Raw genomic sequence first — 15993 nt, 5'->3', positions numbered from 1 at the left:
GGTTTCCCCGGCCGACCATGTTCGCTGTGCCGCCTTGCCCAGTGGCTGCCTTCTGCGGGTGCGGCCAGGACCGCCTGAGGTGTTCGCCTCCGAGGGCCAGGCTCCGGCTCTGGATTTGCTGGAGGTGAGGGGGTAGTCGCAGGTGGTGGGCCGGTATACCGGCTTTCCGGCCAACTGCCGCTACGAAGGGTGATGAGGCATGGGCGGCGATGACGAGGGTGCCGTGATGGTCCAGCCGCGCCACTACTGGAAGCAGTCCGATGAGATGTCGGTGCAACAAGGAGACCGCCCCGGGCGGGCCCAAGGGGACGTAGGCAAGCAGTCAGGCCCTATGGGCAAGGCCGTCCGGTGAGCCAGGGTGCCCGGTATGCCCACCGCATGAGGGGCGCGGTCAGACCTGCGCCTGGCCTCCGTCGACGAACCAGTCGACTCCGTTGACGAAGCTGGAAGCGTCCGAGGCCAGGAACGTCGCCACGGCGGCGATCTCATCCGGGCGGCCGATCCTGCCGAGCGGCACCTCCGAGGCGAGCTGGTGGTTCGGGCCTACGGCGCCGACCAGGCCCGGGGTCTCGGTCGGACCGGGGCTCAACACGTTCACCCGGAACTTCCGTTCCTGCGCGCTGAGCGCCCAGCTGCGCACCAGGTTGCGCACCGCTGCCTTCGATGCGCCGTAGATTTCCAGGCTCGGTCCGGGGCGGAGGGCGTTGGTCGATCCTGTCACTACGATCGAGGCGCCGTCCGACAGCAGGGGCAGCGCCTTCTGCACGGTGAAGATCGTGCCCTTCACGTTCGTACCGAAGGTGGCGTCGATGGCTTCCTCTGTGATCTCGCCGAGACGCTGAGGGACAGCGCTGCCCGCGTTGGCGACAAGCACGTCGATGCGGCCCGCCTCCTCGCGCACGACCGAGTAAAGGTCATCGAGGTCCGTCTGTACCGAAACGTCGGTCCTCACGCCGGTGGCCGCCGGCCCGATCTCAGCGACGGCCGCGTCGAGCGGCTCCTGACGGCGACCGGCCAGGAACACCCGTGCCCCCTCCGCGGCGAACCGCCTGGCGATGGCAAGCCCAATGCCGCTGTTGGCTCCGGTGACCACCGCCACCTTGCCTGCGAGTGCTTCCGTCATAACGCGCCTACTCCTCAATTATTGACTGGTTCGTCCACAACGCTAACCGTTGTGGACGAACCAGTCAAGAATGGGTAAGCTGTCCCCATGGCGCGACCTAGGAAGTTCGACGAGCAGCAGGTACTTGACACTGCCCGGGAGCGGTTCTGGTCGGGTGGGTACGCCGCCACGCGAATGGAAGACATTGCCGAGGCAACGGGGCTCGGCAAAGGCAGCCTGTACGGCGCGTTCGGCGGAAAGCAGGAACTGTTCCACCGCGTGTTCGACGATTACTGCGGCTCCGTCGTCGATGCTGTGAGCCGGCAGCTGCGCGGCAACGACGCGGACGCCTACGCGCGGCTGTCCGCCCACGTGCACGCGGTGGCGGCGGCGACTGCCGCAGACACCGCCCACCGCGGATGTCTGTTAGCCAAGGGCGCCGCCGAGCTAGCCGAACACGACGAGACGGTGGCCAAACGGGCGCGCGCGGCCATCGAGGCGCTGCAGGCGCTACTGGAGGGCGACATCGCAGCCTGTCAGCGCAATGGTGATATTGCCGCGGACGCGGATCCGGGAAAGCTGGCTGCGCTAGTGCTCGCCGTACTGCGCGGCATTGAAGCGCTGGGCAAGGCCGGAGCGGGCGAAGAGACGCTGACCGATATAGCCCGGACAGCCCTTGCTGTACTGCCCCGCCCCGCTCACTGACGGCCCGCCTTCATCGCGCGACGCTCTGCGGTAGCCCACGCGTGATGACCCACTGATCGGACCGCGGAGTCTCCGGTGTTGTGAACGGCCGTCTTGGTCGACTGCCAGTTCTACCGGGGCTCCGCTTCTCACATGCGCAATCACCACAGATCAGAGCGCACTTGCCAACGCCCCCAGAGCCTTAACTTCACGGCCTTGGCCTTTAGCCCGCATCCTTCCGGCGGCTCGAAGCGCACCTTCGAGCCGCCGGTGCGTCCACTTCGGACTCATGCGGGAGCTACCTGCCGTTCTCCGGGAACTCCAGGGAGATGATCCGGGCGCGCACCTCGCCGTCCGGCGTGGAGTAGCTGATCGTGTCACCGGTGTGGTGCCCGGCGAGCGCCAGGCCCAGCGGGCTGTCCGTGGTCACGGTGGCGCCTTGTTGCCTGGTGGCGATCTCCTCGGTGATCGCCACCGCGCGCACGGTCTGCTCGGTGCCGTCGTCGAAGCGCAGGGTGGCCGTGGTGCCGTCGGGCACCTGCCCCGCCGGGGTGTCCCCCGGGCCGCCGGCGAGCAGGTCCGTCACCGCTCGAATGCGCTCGTCGACCGCGGCCAGCTCGTCCCCCGACTCCAGGGCGTTGGCCTCGTCGGCGCGGTCCCCGACGTCGCTCTCCTGATCGCGTATCGCAGCGACCAGCGTGCGGCGGCGTTCCCGCAGCGTCGCCAGTTCGTCCTCCAACTTGCCGCGGGCCTGCTCCGACAACTGCCCACCGGATTCCTCGACTGCCATGTCAGCACCTCCTCGACGCGGTCACCCTCCTGACATCCTGCGGGTTCTCGGTGGAAAACGCCCTCCGTCCCGTCCACGAGGTGCGACCGCCTTCGGCGCAACCCTCGAAAAGGTTCCGAATTCGGGGGGGCCTCGCTCGCCGGGTCCGACGGAGAAATGTTGAAATTCGCGGTGAGATTCCACCATGCTCGTCGAGGCCGGTTTGGAGCCTTGGCAGCGCAACCACTTGAGCTACTTCGCGATTCGCGTCGGCGCCCGGCGCTTGGCCGATGCGGCCGCCTGCCTGGCGGCGGTCGGCGAGTCCGCTGGCGCTGAGATCGCCGACCGGCAGGCCCGGCTCGTCGGGGCCCTGCAACATCCGGTGGTGACTGCGCCGACGTACGAGCAGCTTCGGGCCAGCCTGCTCGAGAGCGCTCAGGGGTGATCGGCACCGCAGGCCGGTCAGGTCGAACACGCCTCGCGTGCTGAACAACGTCCGTGCTGCCGTCAATGTCGGCAGTGGCCGCTTTGGCGAGCAAGGTGGTTCTTCTCGGGATTGGCCGCTTCCTCGGCGGAAGCGTGCGGTTGGCAGCGGAGCCGATTTCAGGAACAGCTGCTGGACATCACCACCACGTGCCGTTGGACGTCGAGTTCGGCTATCGCGAAATGACCAATTGGCGCATTTCGAAATGTGTTCCGACGCACTCGGAGTTGGTCTTCCCGGCACCTAGAATCGCGGGTGTACACCGTTGTCGAAGGCACTGCTGTTGCATTGGACGTTGTTGCGGCGTGCGGGGAAGGTGTGGCTTTCGGTGCGCAAGGTCAAGGATTTGACCGGGCCTGGGATCACCGACTCCTTCGGAGTGGGCGGAACCGATCTCGGGGTGACCGCGATCGCTCCGGACGGGCGGCTGGTCTCGGTGTTCGGCGACACCTTCGAGCAGGCCGGTGTGGGCGGCCCTGGTTGGCGGTCGCCGGTCGTGCTGTTCGGGGATCCGGCGACGGCCAGGAGCGGGATCCGGTGGACCGGCTCCACCGGTCCGCGGTCCTACGCCGATCAGGCCCTGGACTACGAGCACGATTCGGTCGTGCGCGGGCGGCGGGTGACCACCACGCTGCCCACCGACGTGATCACCATCGGCGGTGAGATGTACCTGCACGTCATGGTCTGCGAGGGGCTCGGAAACGTGCACTGGACCGAGGTGCACCGGTCCACCGACAACGGCGAGACCTGGCACCGCACCGACGCGACCTGGCCCGGTGACCTGCACGACGGCCTGTTCCAGATGCTGACCTGGGAGCAGGGCGACGACGGTTACGTCTACGCCTTCTCCACCGGTTTCCAGCGGGACAAGGGCCTCATCCTGCAACGAGTGCCCGCCGACCGGATCGGGGATCCGCGCGCGTGGGAGGGCTGGGGCTTCCGCGACGGTGCCTGGGCTTGGGGGAACCCGCCGACGGTCGCCCTCACCGGCGCGTTCGGCGAGCTCTGCTTGCGGCGGATCGAAGGCAGGTGGTTGCTGTGCTGCTTCGACGCCGGCAACTACCGGATCGACGTCCTGGACCTCGACGACCCCACGTCGAACCTGTACGAAGCCGCCCGCAGCACCGTGCTGCACGGCACGTCGTGGCAGCACGAGGACCACGGCCACGGCCGAGTCGCCCAGCTCTACGGCGGCTACATCGTCCCCGGTTCGACGTTGGACGACCTGCACCTGGTGGTCAGCCAGTGGAACACCGAGCACAACTGGCCGTACCGGGCCATGCAGTTCGCCGGAAGCGTCCCCCGGCCCGGCCAGCAGGCCCCTGAACCCGCTGAACCGGTCGAATCCCATCGCGGTGCGGGCATCTTCCGCATGGCGCGCGAGGTCGCCCGGCGCATTACCGGGTAGGCACGCGCCCCAGCCCGTCATCCGGCCGGGAAGTGCATCGGCACCCGAACCTGGGTAATCCGTGCCGGAGCGTGGTGGACGACGACTGCGGGGGCGCTCCGATGACCAGTACGCACCGAGGCGGAGCCGGTCTCACCGTGGACTGGCCGAGCCTCCTGGTGGACGAGTGGACCGCCACGCGGGACACGCTGCACATGTGGACCCAGATCGTGGGCAAGGTCCGGCTGGTGCAAGCGCCGATGACCGCGCACTGGTGGCAGGTGCCGCTGTACGTGACCCCTCGCGGCCTCTCCACCTCGGCCATCCCGCACGGCGGGCGCCTGTTCGACTTGGAGTTCGACTTCGTCGACCACCAGCTGCAGATCCGCTCCAGCAACGGTGGCGAGCGCCAGGTGGCCCTGGAGCCCAAGCCGGTGGCCACGTTCCACCACGAGGTCATGACCGCGCTCGCCGAACTCGACCTGGAGGTCCCCATCTTCGGGCGCCCGGTCGAGGTCGAGCGCGCCATCCCGTTCGCCGACGACGTCGAGCACGCCTCCTACGATCCTGATCACGCACAGCGGTTCTGGGGCCAGCTGGTGGCCGCACACCGGGTGATCAGCCGGTTCCGGTCGCGGTTCCTCGGCAAGGTCAGCCCCGTGCACTTCTTCTGGGGCGCGATGGACCTGGCCTGCACCAGGTTCTCCGGGCGCACTGCCCCACCACATCCCGGTGGCGCCCCGAACTGCGGCGACTGGGTCATGGTCGAGGCCTACTCGCACGAGCTGTCCAGCTGCGGCTTCTGGCCCGGCGGCAGCGAAGAAGGCACCTTCTACTCCTATGCCTACCCGGAACCGCCCGGTTATGCCGAGCACCCGGTGTCGCCGGAAGCCGCCGCCTACGACGCGAACCTCGGCGAGTTCGTGCTGCCTTACACCGCCGTGCGCACCTCCGACGATCCGGACGAGACCCTGCTCGACTTCCTGCAGACGACGTACCAGGCCGCCGCCGAAAACGGTCGGTGGAACCGCGGCGATCTGGAGATCCAGGCCCCGCACGACTCCCCCAGCGCAGCCGGGCGAAAGGCACCCAGCTGAAGGCGATCCCGCAGGAGGCAGCAGCGATGAGCACCGACGACCTGCCAGCTCCCGAAGCCGGGCTGGTGCTGACGCACTTCCTGACCGTGTCCGATGTGGCCCGTTCCCGGGCCTTCTACACCGATGTCTTCGGCGGGCAGGTCGTGCTGGCGGAGAACCCGTGCATCGTGAAGATCTCCAACGGCTGGATCATCATGAACCCCGGCGGCGGTCCGACCCCGGACAAGCCCGAAACCGTCTTGCGCCCACCGGAGTCCACCGACGTGGTGTCGTCCTTCCTCAACGTCCGAGTTGCCGACATCGCAGCCTTCTACGACCACGCTCGCAGCAAGGGCGCCGAGTTCCTCACCGAGCCGATCGACCGCAAGGCCGAGATCCGCTGCTACCTGCGCGATCCGGACGGCTACCTGATCGAGGTCGGCCAGGCGACCGGCATGCTGAAGGGCGTCTACGCCGACCCACCGGCTGGTGGCTGACTCAGCTCATCTGGACCTCCCGATCAGGGACTGGGCCAGGTCTTCGAAGCAAGCGCGGGTCTCGGCCGGCATCGCCAGCGAGGCCAGGCAGTCGTCGACCCCGGCGAGGTGCCTGGCCGCTTCCCGTTCGGCGAACTCGCGGCCGCCCGCCTCCTCGACGAGCTCCGCCGCCAGCCGGAGCTCGAAGTCGGTGCGCACGCCGCGTTCGACGAGCACCCCCAACCGCTCGCTCGCGGAACCACCGGCTGTCAGCGCGGCGATGATCGGCAGGGTCCGCTTGCCCTCGCGCAGATCGCCGAACACCGGTTTCCCCGTCTTCGCGGGGTCTCCCCAGATGCCGAGCACGTCATCGGTGCACTGGAACGCCAGGCCCAGGTGGCGTCCGAGGCGGTCGAAGCAGTCGGCTACCGCGGTGTCCGCACCACCCAGCAAAGCCCCGGCGGAAGCCGAGAACGCCAGCAGGGCACCGGTTTTCGCCTCCGCCATCGACTGGTACTCGGCGATGCGCACCGCCTGCTCGCCCGTCCACGGCCGCTCGGTGAACCGGATGTCCTCCACCTGTCCCACCACGACTTCCCGCATCGCGGTGGACAGGCGCATCGCCGCCGCAGCCGCGCCTGGGCGACCGCTGTTCAGCAGGGCGCCGAACGCCTCGGAGTGCAGCGCGTCGCCGATCAGGATCGCCGCCGGGACCCCGAACTCCTTCCACACCGCCGGCTGGCCGCGCCGCAGTTCGTCGTTGTCGATGATGTCGTCGTGGATCAGGCTGAAGTTGTGCACGAGCTCAGCGGCCGCCGCCGCGGGGACCGCGTCCGACGCCTCGGCGCCGACCGCCTCCGCCGCGAGCACGGCCAAGGTTGGTCGGATCGCCTTGCCGGAAGCACCGGAGCTCCTGGACCACCATCCGAAGTGGTATCTGCCGACACCGCCCAGCGATGGTCCCAGCCGGTCGACGATGTCCCGCAGCGCCGGTTCGGTGAGCTCGCGGGCACGCCTGATCGCGCCGAGCCCCAGCTCGTGATCAGTGCTCGCAGTGGCCGGAAACGTCATCGTGATCCGCCTCAATCCTGGTCTCGTCCCCCGACCTGATCGAAGCTATCCGCGCACGGAGTCGGTCGTATCGGCCGAAATGGCAACGAAGATCAACCGATCGGCCGAGACTCGGCTGGCGCCTCTCATACTTTCGGCCAGGTGAGACCCAGGACCGTCCACCGTCGACAACCGCGAGAACCCCCGGGAGGAAACGAGAACCTCAGCCCCGGAGTGGACGTTCACCGGTCGTGGGCAGGAGGGGCTGTCGTGCCGCCGAGGGGCATCGGGGGCAGGCCGAGCTTCCGGTGGTCCCAAGACCGCGTGCGGTCGACGTGCAGCCGCACCGCGACGCGCTTGTGGAGCATCGCCTCCACCAGCGGCTTCACCTCGTCGTCGTACGGACCGTGGTAGCGCTCCCACATGTCGACACCGACGTCCCAGATCGCGTCGGCGTCGTCCACGAGCTCCGCTCGCCCCTCCATCGAGACGCCCCGCAGCGCGTCGTAGGTCAGCCCGTCCTCGATGAGGACGGTGACCCGCGGGTCGCGGCGGATGTTGACCGCCTTCTGCGCCTTGGACTTGGTCTCGAACCACAGGGCGCCGTCGATGACGGCGAACCACATCGCGACCGCGTGCGGGTGACCGCTCGGGCCGAGCGTGATCAACGTCGCGGTGCGCTGGGTGGCCACGAAGGCCGAGATCTCCTCCGGAGTCATCTCGACCTCGGCTCGCTGGTTGCGTCCCACTGCTCTCCTCCCTAACCGGCGGGTTCGCCGCGGAGATCGCGGCCGCGCGTCTCGGAGATCAGCAGCACGGCGGTGGTGCTGACGCCGACCGCGACCACGATGATCCAGCTCAGCGGCAGGCTCGATCCTCCCGCGCCGGCCACCAGCGCGGCGGCGACCATCGGGGTGAAACCGGCTCCGAGCAGGCTCGCCATCTGGTACCCGAGCGACACGCCGGTGTAGCGGACGCGGGTGCCGAACATCTCCGACAGCATAGGGGCCAGCGGCGCGTACATCAGGTTCTGGAAGACCTGGGCGATCACCAGCGCCGCGGTCAGCGCGGTCACCGATCCGGACCCGACGAGCGCGTACATCGGGAAGGCGAAGGCGAAGGCGCCGATCGCCCCCGCCATCAGCACCCGCCGCCGCCCGATCCGGTCGGACAGCGCCGAGAACAGCGGGATGCCGACGAGTCCGGTGAGGCTGATCAGCAGGTGCGCCCGCATGATGTCCGGCAGCTCGTAGCCCAGCCCGGATGCGTAGGCGACGCTGTGCGAACCGATCAGGGCGGTCAGCGCGAACGGCCCGATGCCCGCTGCGCAGGCGAGCAGCACGGCGCGCGGCTTCCTGAGCACCTGCACCAGCGGCACCGGTTCCCGTTCGCGGGCCTTCCCCGCTTCCACGGCTTCCCGGAACAGCGGGCTCTCCACCACGCTCAGCCGGACGTAGAGCCCGATGATGAGCAGCACCGCGCTGGCCAGGAACGGGATCCGCCAGCCCCACGCCAGGAACTGCTCCTTCGGCAGCAGGGTCACCAGCGCGACGGCTCCGTTGGACAGCAGCGACCCGAGCGGCGAGCCCATCTGCATGATCCCCACCCACGCGCCGCGGCGCCGCGGGTCGGCGTGCTCGATGACCATCAGCGCGGCTCCGCCGTACTCGCCGCCGACCGCGATGCCCTGCACGACGCGCAACAGCACGAGCAGCAGCGGCGCCGTCAGCCCGAGGGTCCCGTAGGTGGGCAGCACGCCGATGAGGACGCTCGCGATCCCCATCAGCAGCATGCTCGTCACCAGGGCCGACTTCCGCCCGAGCCGGTCCCCGAAGTGCCCGAAGAGCAGCCCGCCGAGCGGCCGCGCCACGTACCCGGCCGCGAGCGTGCCGAAGGCCGCGATCGTCGAAGTCGCCGGATTCGAAGCCGGGAAGTACAACGTGCCGAAGACCAGCGCGGCCATCGTGCTGTAGAGCAGGAAGTCGTAGTACTCGATGACGGTTCCGAGCAGGCCGGAGAACGCCACCCTGCGCACCTGCCGCGCGTGCTCGCTGCCGCCTACCTCTGTCTCGGGAGCAGCCGGTTCCTGCCTCGTCATCGACACCACCGCTCTCCGGGCACCGGGATCTAACCAAGCGCTTGCTTGCGGCAAGCTACGCACCCGGTCAACTCCGGTCAAGACCCGTCCGCCGCAGGGCATTCCCCGCCGGCGCACCGGCTTTCGCGAGGCGCTCAGTCCTCGGCCGGTGGAGCTTCGAAGCTCTGCAGGTTCCGCTGCCTCGCCATGAGCAGGTGCACGCCGACGGCGCAGAGCGCGATGAACCCCGCGATGAAGAGCATCACCTCGGCGAATCCGGCGATGATGGACTCGCGCCCGGTGGCCCCGGACGATCGCAGGACACCCAAGATGATCGGCACGACGACCCCCAGTCCGAGGCCCATGCCGAATTGGCCGAGCGCGGGCTTGACCGCGCCGACCGAACCGACCATCTCCTTCGGGGCCGCCGACATGATCACCGCCGACTCGGAGTTCTGCGCCCACATGATCCCGAAGCCCACGACGAACGCGCAGACGGCGAAGTACCACGAGCCGGTGGTCGTCCGCACCAGCCCGAGCAGCAGGATTCCGAACGCGATCGTGAGCAGACCGCTGGTGAAGATGGTGCGGGCGCTCAGCCCCAGCCGCTTCTGCGCCTCTCCGGCCGCGAGGGTGCCGAACAGCATTCCCACCGACATCACGGTCAACGCGAGCGAGACGACGAACGCGCTGCGCCCCAGCACGCTCTCGAGCACGGTCGGCAACTGCATCGCGATCACGCCGTTGGCGAAGTTGAACGCGATGCCCACCACGCAGGCGGCGGTGAAGGCGGGCACCGCGAACAGCCTGATCGGAAAGCCGGGCTCTGGGATGCGCGCCTCCCAGAGCGCGAACCCGGCCAGCAGCACCACAGCCAGCAGCAGTCCGCCCAGCACCACGGGGTGGCCCCACCCGAGCTCTCCGGCCAGCGTGAACCCGCCCATCAGGCAGATCAGCGCCACAGCCGCGAGCAGCACACCGATCGCGTCGAACTTCCGCAGGTGCGCGGCCCGGCTGTCCGGGACCGCCAGCGCGCCGAACGCGACGAACGCGACCGCCAGGACCGGGATGATCAGGCAGGTGACGCGCCAGCCCAGTGCGGCCTGCAGGGCACCGCTGCCGATCGTGCCGAACACGCTGATCGCCGACTGCACCCCCAGCCACGCGCCGAACACCCTCGGCAGCTCCTCCGGCCGGAACACGGTCGGCAGGATCGCCAGGCTCATCCCGAAGCTCGCCGCCGTGCTCACGCCCATCACCATCCGGCCGAGAACGTAGACACCGGCCACCGGGGCAGCCGCGCACAGCACCCCGCCGACCGCCATGCCGAGGGTGCCGACCAGCAGCACGCGGCGCCTGCCCCGCAGGTCTCCGAGGATCCCGATCCCCAGCATCGCCGCTGCGAGCAGCAACGTGCCGACGCTGGAGGCGAACGCGCGCACGCTCGGATCCATCCGGAGCTCGGCGGCGACCTCGGGCAGCGCCAGCGAGTTCAGCGTGGGGTCGAGCACCTGGAGCGCGGACAGCAGCGACAGGCCGACCAGCGCGTACGCGCGCCGGTGGTGGCTGTCGGCCACTTTCGCCGGCCACTGCTGCGGGACCGGGGTGTCCGGCGCACCGGGCGAGGCCATCCCGCTCATTCCCGGAAGGTGCAGCGGCCGTCGAGGTAGGTCGCGCGGATCGGGATGTCCCCGATCTCGCCCGGTGGCACGACGTTCGGGTCGGCGTCCAGGACGACCAGGTCCGCGCGCTTGCCGACTTCCAGCGAGCCCACGTCGTGCTCCGCGAAAAGCTGCCAGGCGGCATCGATGGTCTCGGCGCGCAACGCCTGCTCGACCGTGGTCCGGAACTGCGGTCCGATCACCCGTCCGCTGCGGCTGGTGCGCGTGACCGCGACCTGGACGTTGCGCAGCGGTTCCGGGGGCGTGACGGGCGAGTCGTTGTGGAACGAGATCGGCACACCGGCCTGGAGTGCGGCGCCCGCGCACGTCCACGACTCGGCGCGAGCTCCGAACAGCCCGTCCACCAGCACGTCGCCCCAGTAGTAGAGGTGGTCGACGAAGAGGCTGCAGGTCACGCCCAGCTCGGCCGCGCGCTGGTACTGCTCGGGCGTCATGGCACCGCAGTGCTCCAGCCGCAACCGGGCGTCCGTGCGCTCCGGATGCGCGGCGAGCGCCTCGGCGAACACGTCGAGCACCATGTCGACCGCCTCGTCGCCGTGCACGTGGCAGGCGATCTGCCAGCCCGGCGGGAAGTAGGCCGCGACGATCTCGGTGAGCTGCTGGCGGCTGTAGTTGGTGCCGCCGCGATGGCCCGGGGCCAGACCGATCGAGCGGGTCTGCGGGGTGTCGAGGTAGGGGAAGCTGGTGCCGATGTTGCCGACCCACGGGGAGCCGTCGGCCCAGATCTTGATCCCCACCTGCTGGAACATCAGGTCGTCGCGATCTTCGCCGGGGACGACGTCGGTGCGCTTCTCCGGGACGCTCACCTCGTAGACGCGCATCCGCACCTTCGCCGCACCGGACCGGGCAAAGGCCTGGACGGCTTCCCGGGCGTCGCGGCGGAATCCCAGGTCGGCGACGGTGGTGATGCCCGCCCGCGCGAGCCGGTCGTGCTCGTGGCTCATCAGGGCGCCGAAGTTGTCCGCATCGGGTCGGCTGATCGCACCGCCGAGCACCATCGCGGTCGCGGGAGCTTCGAACGCCGCGCCGGTCGGCTCGCCCGCCTCGTCGCGTTCGAACCGCGACCCGAGCGGGTCCGGGGTGTCCCTGGTGATCCCGGCGCGCTGGATCGCCAGGGTGTTGCCCCAGGCGCTGTGCCCGCTGTTGTGCATCACCGAGAGCGGGTGGTCCGGGCAGAGCTCGTCGAGGAAGCGGCGGTCGATCGCGGGCAGGCCGTCCTGCAGCAGCGGGTCCCAGCCGTACGCGCCGAGCCAGGCACCGGGTTCTGCGGTGGCCACCGCCGCCCGCAACCGGGCCAGCACCTCTTCGGCGGTCGCGCAGGTGACCGGGCGGATGTCCAGGACGTCGGGCCCGGCGAGGACCATCTCGAGGGTCGGATGTCCGTGCGCTTCGACGAAGCCCGGCAGCACGGTCCGGCCATCGAGCCGGACCACTTCGGTGTCCGGGCCGCACCACCGCTGGACCTCCTCGTCCGAGCCGACCGCGGCGATCCGGCCCCCGGACACCGCCAGCGCGGTCGCACGCGGCTGCTCGCGCGCCATGGTGAGCACGTTGCCGCTGATCAGGACGAGTTCTGCTGCGGGCGCCATCGGCCACCTCATACCGGTCGGGGAACGGACTGCCACCGATCCTCTGCGCCGACCCGGGCGCGCGCACGGCGGGTGCGCAGATCGCGTCCTGACCACCGACTTCGCATTCGCCGTCCGGCAACGAGCCCATGCGGGAGGTCTCAGCGGGGCCACGGTTTGTCGCGCGATCGGACGCAGGGCTTGATCCAGGTGGCGGGAGTCACACATAATCCTGCGTTAACTTCCGTTAACAGCCGGTGGGCCGCTCGACGGGCTGCTCGCCCTCGCGCAGGTCCGGGAGGATGCGGTGAACACGAGCACTGCCCAGTTCAGCCGCGCGGTGCGCGCTGAGATCGAGTCGTCCTGGCGGCGCTCCGTCCTGAGCGGGTTGCGGCCGGAGTCGGCGGTGGACCGGTTGAACATCGCCGAGTTCGACCCCCGCAGCCGACTCCTGGTCGCCTCCGCCCCGGTGCTGGACGAGCTCGCCGTCCGGTTGTCCGGCACCACCTTCTGCATCGCGCTGGCCGACAGCGCCTGCCGGATCGTGGACCGCAGGTTCACCGATCTGCGCACCGAACGGGCCCTGGACCAGATCAGCGCGGTCCCGGGCGCGCAGTTCACCGAGGAGAACGCCGGGACCAACGCGCTGGGCACTCCGTTCGAGGTCATGCGCGGCGTCACCGTGCACGGGCACGAGCACTTCGTCGAGGCGCTGAAGACGTTCAGCTGCTACGGCCACCCGATCCGCAACCCCGTGACCCGGCGGATCGAAGGCGTTCTGGACATCACCGGGGTCGGACCCGAGGCGAACCCGCTGTTCCCGCCGCTGATGCAACGCGCGGTGGAGGACATCGAGCAGCGATTATGGGAAGGCGCGCGACAGTCCGAGAAGCGGTTGCTGCAAGCTTTCCAGGACACCGCGCGGCGCCGGTGCCGGGCCGTGGTCGCATTCGGCGACGAGCTCGTGCTGACCAACCGGGCCGCCCTCGACCTGCTGGAACCGTCCGATCACGCGGTCCTCCGCGACATCACCTCCGGCGCTCCCACCTCCGGCGAATTCGCGCGCGACCTGGTGCTGGGCTCCGGCGCCCCGGTCACCCTGCGAGCGCAGAAGGTCGGCGGCACCCGCGACGGCGTGCTCGTCGAACTGACGCCCCGCTCCCGCCCCCGGGTACCGCGCGGCCTGCCCGCCGGATCGCGGAAGTCCACCTTGGACGGTCGGCTGAAGGAGCTCCGCAGCAGCGGCGAACCGGTGCTCATCGCCGGCGAACCGGGCACCGGGCGCACCCGTGCCGCGAGGCTCGTCGTCGGCGACCGCGCCGACCTGGTCGACGCCGCCGACCTGGTCGTGCTCGGCGAGCGGCAATGGGCCGAACGGCTCGATTCGACGACGGCGGACGCGCTGATCGTCGAACGGATCGAGCTCCTGCCGGATGCGTTGTGCGCGCGGCTGACCCGCAGGCTCGCCGAAAACCCCCGCGTGGTGCTCACCTCCGCGCCGCAGGCCGACCTGCCCGCCGGAGCCCGCAGCGCCGCCGCCATCTGCCCGACCCGGGTGGACCTGCCGCCCCTGCGCAACCGGGACGACGAGTTCGCCGAGATCGCCCACACCATGCTCACCGAACTCCGCCCCGGCGCGCGGATCGCACCCAGCGCGCTCGAAGCGCTGATCGCCCAGCCCTGGCCGGGGAACCTGCGGGAGCTGCGGGGAGTTCTCCGCGCGAGCGCCGAACACCGCACGGCCGGCGACATCACCATCCGCGACCTGCCTGCCGCCTACCGCACGACCGGCCGCACCGCCCGGCTGACCGGCAGGGAACGCGCCGAACGCGACGCCATCGTCGAAGCGCTGCGGGTCACGGACGGCAACAAGGTGCACGCCGCGCAACGCCTGGGGATCAGCCGCACCACCCTCTACAGCCGGATGCGCGCCTTCGGGCTGCCCCGCTGAGGTGTGCAGATGTTGAACAGTTGACCACCCGATCCGGTGGCGATCATGGGCCGGTGAGAGCGGTCGAGATCGTCCCAGTGCGGATGCGTGCCCACCCGGATGTTCCGCTGATCGGCGGGGTGCGGATCTCCTGGGCGTGCCGGTGGCCGGGAACCGCAGCCGGTTCGGCGGTTCCGAACCGGCCTGCCGAGGGGTGAACTGGGATCGACCTGCACCATGACCGAGGCAGTCGCGCTGTGATCGGAGGCCGGAATTGAAGACGAAGGCGGCAGTGCTCCGGGACGTCGGCAAACCCTTCGAGATCGTCGAACTCGACCTGGACGGCCCGCGCGAGGGCGAGGTGCTGATCAAGTACACCGCAGCCGGGCTGTGCCACTCCGACCTGCACCTCACCGACGGGGACCTGCCACCGCGCTTCCCCATCATCGGCGGCCACGAGGGCGCCGGGATCATCGAGGAGGTCGGCCCCGGCGTCACCAAGGTCAAGCCGGGCGACCACGTGGTGTGCAGCTTCATCCCCAACTGCGGCACCTGCCGCTACTGCTCGACCGGTCGGCAGAACCTCTGCGACATGGGCGCGACCATCCTGGCGGGCTCGATGCCCGACGGGTCGTTCCGGTTCCACTCCGACGGCGAGGACATCGGCGCGATGTGCATGCTCGGCACGTTCTCCGAGCGGGCCACCATCTCGCAGCACTCGGTGGTCAAGGTCGACGACTGGCTGCCGCTGGAGACCGCGGTCGTGGTCGGCTGCGGGGTGCCCAGCGGATGGGGCACCGCGGTCAACTCGGGCAACGTCCGCGCCGGTGACACCGTGATCATCTACGGCATCGGCGGACTGGGCATCAACGCCGTGCAGGGCGCGGTGCAGGCCGGGGCGAAGTACGTCGTCGTGGTCGATCCGCTGGAGTTCAAGCGGCAGAAGGCGCTGGAGTTCGGCGCCACGCACGCCTTCGCCGACCCCGACGAAGCGCAGGCCAAGGTCACCGAGCTCACCTGGGGGCAGGGCGCGGACGCGGCGCTGATCCTGGTCGGCACGGTCGACGAGGCCGTGGTGTCCAGCGCGACCGCGGCGATCGGCAAGGGCGGCACCGTGGTCATCACCGGCCTGGCCGACCCGACCAAGCTCACGGTGCACGTCTCCGGTGCGGACCTGACGCTGAACGAGAAGACCATCAAGGGCACCCTGTTCGGCTCGTCGAACCCGCAGTACGACATCGTCCGGCTGCTGCGCCTCTACGACGCCGGCCGGCTCAAGCTCGACGAGCTGATCACGACCCGGTACACCCTGGAGCAGGTCAACCAGGGCTACCAAGACCTCCGCGACGGCAAGAACATCCGAGGCGTGATCGTTCACGACTGAGGGAGCCGAGCGGACCAGACGGGGGGCCGGGTACTGAAACGCCCGACCTGACGGGGGGCAGGGCCCGCCGCGTGGCAGCAGCCGCGCGGCGGGCCCGCCGTTTTCCGGCAACCGCCGCTGCACCGGAGCGATCAGCTGCGCTGCGCCCTATCCTCGGCGCCGGAGGTGTGAGGGCGCCTGGTGGCCCCCGCGGTCTTCAAAACCGACGTGGCCGAGCACCTCGGCCAGGCGGGTTCGATTCCCGTCCACCTCCGCCACCAGCGGCCGTGCGCGGGGCATGCTCCAGCCTGTCCCGGTGGAGATCGTCCAGCGGAGCGCGGCGTG

At 69.8% G+C, this 15993-nt stretch carries 14 protein-coding genes and 1 tRNA gene; 8 read left to right on the top strand and 7 right to left on the bottom strand.

Translation table 11 applies throughout. The annotated features are described in order from the left end of the window. Positions 1 to 391: 391 nt before the first annotated feature. Positions 392 to 1123, bottom strand: coding sequence for an SDR family NAD(P)-dependent oxidoreductase (locus tag OU415_RS23615; RefSeq protein WP_270951289.1), 732 nt, complete (start codon positions 1121 to 1123; stop codon positions 392 to 394). Positions 1124 to 1210: 87 nt separating this feature from the next. Between OU415_RS23615 and OU415_RS23610 the strand changes: the two genes are divergently transcribed. Continuing rightward, entirely contained in the window at positions 1211 to 1807 is a 597-nt protein-coding gene (locus OU415_RS23610) for a TetR/AcrR family transcriptional regulator (protein WP_270951287.1), read from the top strand. A 277-nt stretch (positions 1808 to 2084) separates the two neighbouring features. On the opposite strand, the gene OU415_RS23605 is transcribed toward OU415_RS23610, so the two are convergent. Continuing rightward, the gene (locus OU415_RS23605; protein WP_270951286.1) at positions 2085 to 2576 is read right to left on the bottom strand and encodes a GreA/GreB family elongation factor; all 492 of its coding nucleotides are present in this window, start codon (positions 2574 to 2576) and stop codon (positions 2085 to 2087) included. 184 nt (positions 2577 to 2760) lie between these two features. Here OU415_RS23605 and OU415_RS23600 point away from each other — a divergent pair, with 184 nt between their 5' ends. The 4 genes from OU415_RS23600 (at position 2761) to OU415_RS23585 (ending at position 5999) form a co-directional block, all read left to right on the top strand. Further along, positions 2761 to 3000, top strand: coding sequence for a hypothetical protein (locus OU415_RS23600; RefSeq protein WP_270951285.1), 240 nt, complete (start codon positions 2761 to 2763; stop codon positions 2998 to 3000). A 367-nt stretch (positions 3001 to 3367) separates the two neighbouring features. After that, positions 3368 to 4447, top strand: coding sequence for a DUF4185 domain-containing protein (locus OU415_RS23595; RefSeq protein ID WP_270951284.1), 1080 nt, complete (start codon positions 3368 to 3370; stop codon positions 4445 to 4447). Between the two features lie 101 nt (positions 4448 to 4548). After that, the gene (locus tag OU415_RS23590) at positions 4549 to 5523 is read left to right on the top strand and encodes a DUF5996 family protein (protein ID WP_270951283.1); all 975 of its coding nucleotides are present in this window, start codon (positions 4549 to 4551) and stop codon (positions 5521 to 5523) included. A 26-nt stretch (positions 5524 to 5549) separates the two neighbouring features. Beyond that, positions 5550 to 5999 (top strand): VOC family protein, encoded by a 450-nt coding sequence (locus tag OU415_RS23585; protein WP_270951282.1) that lies wholly within the window; start codon positions 5550 to 5552, stop codon positions 5997 to 5999. A gap of 6 nt (positions 6000 to 6005) precedes the next feature. On the opposite strand, the gene OU415_RS23580 is transcribed toward OU415_RS23585, so the two are convergent. From OU415_RS23580 to OU415_RS23560, 5 genes are all read right to left on the bottom strand, one after another. Beyond that, positions 6006 to 7049 carry a polyprenyl synthetase family protein gene (locus tag OU415_RS23580; protein ID WP_270951281.1) on the bottom strand — a complete coding sequence of 348 codons (1044 nt, stop codon included), beginning with the start codon at positions 7047 to 7049 and terminating at the stop codon, positions 6006 to 6008. Positions 7050 to 7270: 221 nt separating this feature from the next. Next, on the bottom strand, positions 7271 to 7777 hold the full coding sequence (locus OU415_RS23575) for a pyridoxamine 5'-phosphate oxidase family protein (RefSeq protein ID WP_270951280.1): 507 nt from the start codon (positions 7775 to 7777) through the stop codon (positions 7271 to 7273). Positions 7778 to 7788: 11 nt separating this feature from the next. Next, entirely contained in the window at positions 7789 to 9126 is a 1338-nt protein-coding gene (locus OU415_RS23570) for an MFS transporter (protein WP_270951279.1), read from the bottom strand. 134 nt (positions 9127 to 9260) lie between these two features. Then, a complete protein-coding gene (locus OU415_RS23565; RefSeq protein WP_270951278.1) occupies positions 9261 to 10745 on the bottom strand; it encodes an MFS transporter in 1485 nt (494 codons plus the stop codon). Beyond that, entirely contained in the window at positions 10742 to 12376 is a 1635-nt protein-coding gene (locus tag OU415_RS23560) for an amidohydrolase (RefSeq protein WP_270951277.1), read from the bottom strand. The genes OU415_RS23565 and OU415_RS23560 overlap by 4 nt, the downstream gene beginning before the upstream one ends. Positions 12377 to 12662: 286 nt before the next feature. On the opposite strand from OU415_RS23560, the gene OU415_RS23555 reads away from it, so the two are divergent. The 3 genes from OU415_RS23555 (at position 12663) to OU415_RS23545 (ending at position 15926) form a co-directional block, all read left to right on the top strand. Continuing rightward, entirely contained in the window at positions 12663 to 14306 is a 1644-nt protein-coding gene (locus OU415_RS23555) for a sigma-54-dependent Fis family transcriptional regulator (protein WP_270951276.1), read from the top strand. A 253-nt stretch (positions 14307 to 14559) separates the two neighbouring features. Beyond that, on the top strand, positions 14560 to 15669 hold the full coding sequence (locus OU415_RS23550) for an NDMA-dependent alcohol dehydrogenase (RefSeq protein WP_270951275.1): 1110 nt from the start codon (positions 14560 to 14562) through the stop codon (positions 15667 to 15669). Between the two features lie 161 nt (positions 15670 to 15830). After that, positions 15831 to 15926, top strand: a tRNA-Sec gene (locus OU415_RS23545). Positions 15927 to 15993: the final 67 nt, after the last annotated feature.

This window comes from Saccharopolyspora oryzae, from assembly GCF_027853915.1.
Classification (GTDB): domain Bacteria; phylum Actinomycetota; class Actinomycetes; order Mycobacteriales; family Pseudonocardiaceae; genus Saccharopolyspora; species Saccharopolyspora oryzae.
Note: the sequence above shows the minus strand (reverse complement) of the source record. Positions and strands in the feature narration are given on the sequence as shown.

Bases quoted from the DNA above. Each gene is read 5' to 3' on its own strand.
- OU415_RS23585 (WP_270951282.1), top strand. From the start codon at position 5,550: ATGAGCACCGACGACCTGCCAGCTCCCGAAGCCGGGCTGGTGCTGACG.
- OU415_RS23570 (WP_270951279.1), bottom strand. From the start codon at position 9,126: ATGACGAGGCAGGAACCGGCTGCTCCCGAGACAGAGGTAGGCGGCAGC.
- OU415_RS23605 (WP_270951286.1), bottom strand. From the start codon at position 2,576: ATGGCAGTCGAGGAATCCGGTGGGCAGTTGTCGGAGCAGGCCCGCGGC.
- OU415_RS23600 (WP_270951285.1), top strand. From the start codon at position 2,761: ATGCTCGTCGAGGCCGGTTTGGAGCCTTGGCAGCGCAACCACTTGAGC.
- OU415_RS23565 (WP_270951278.1), bottom strand. From the start codon at position 10,745: ATGAGCGGGATGGCCTCGCCCGGTGCGCCGGACACCCCGGTCCCGCAG.
- OU415_RS23590 (WP_270951283.1), top strand. From the start codon at position 4,549: ATGACCAGTACGCACCGAGGCGGAGCCGGTCTCACCGTGGACTGGCCG.
- OU415_RS23560 (WP_270951277.1), bottom strand. From the start codon at position 12,376: ATGGCGCCCGCAGCAGAACTCGTCCTGATCAGCGGCAACGTGCTCACC.
- OU415_RS23580 (WP_270951281.1), bottom strand. From the start codon at position 7,049: ATGACGTTTCCGGCCACTGCGAGCACTGATCACGAGCTGGGGCTCGGC.
- OU415_RS23615 (WP_270951289.1), bottom strand. From the start codon at position 1,123: ATGACGGAAGCACTCGCAGGCAAGGTGGCGGTGGTCACCGGAGCCAAC.
- OU415_RS23610 (WP_270951287.1), top strand. From the start codon at position 1,211: ATGGCGCGACCTAGGAAGTTCGACGAGCAGCAGGTACTTGACACTGCC.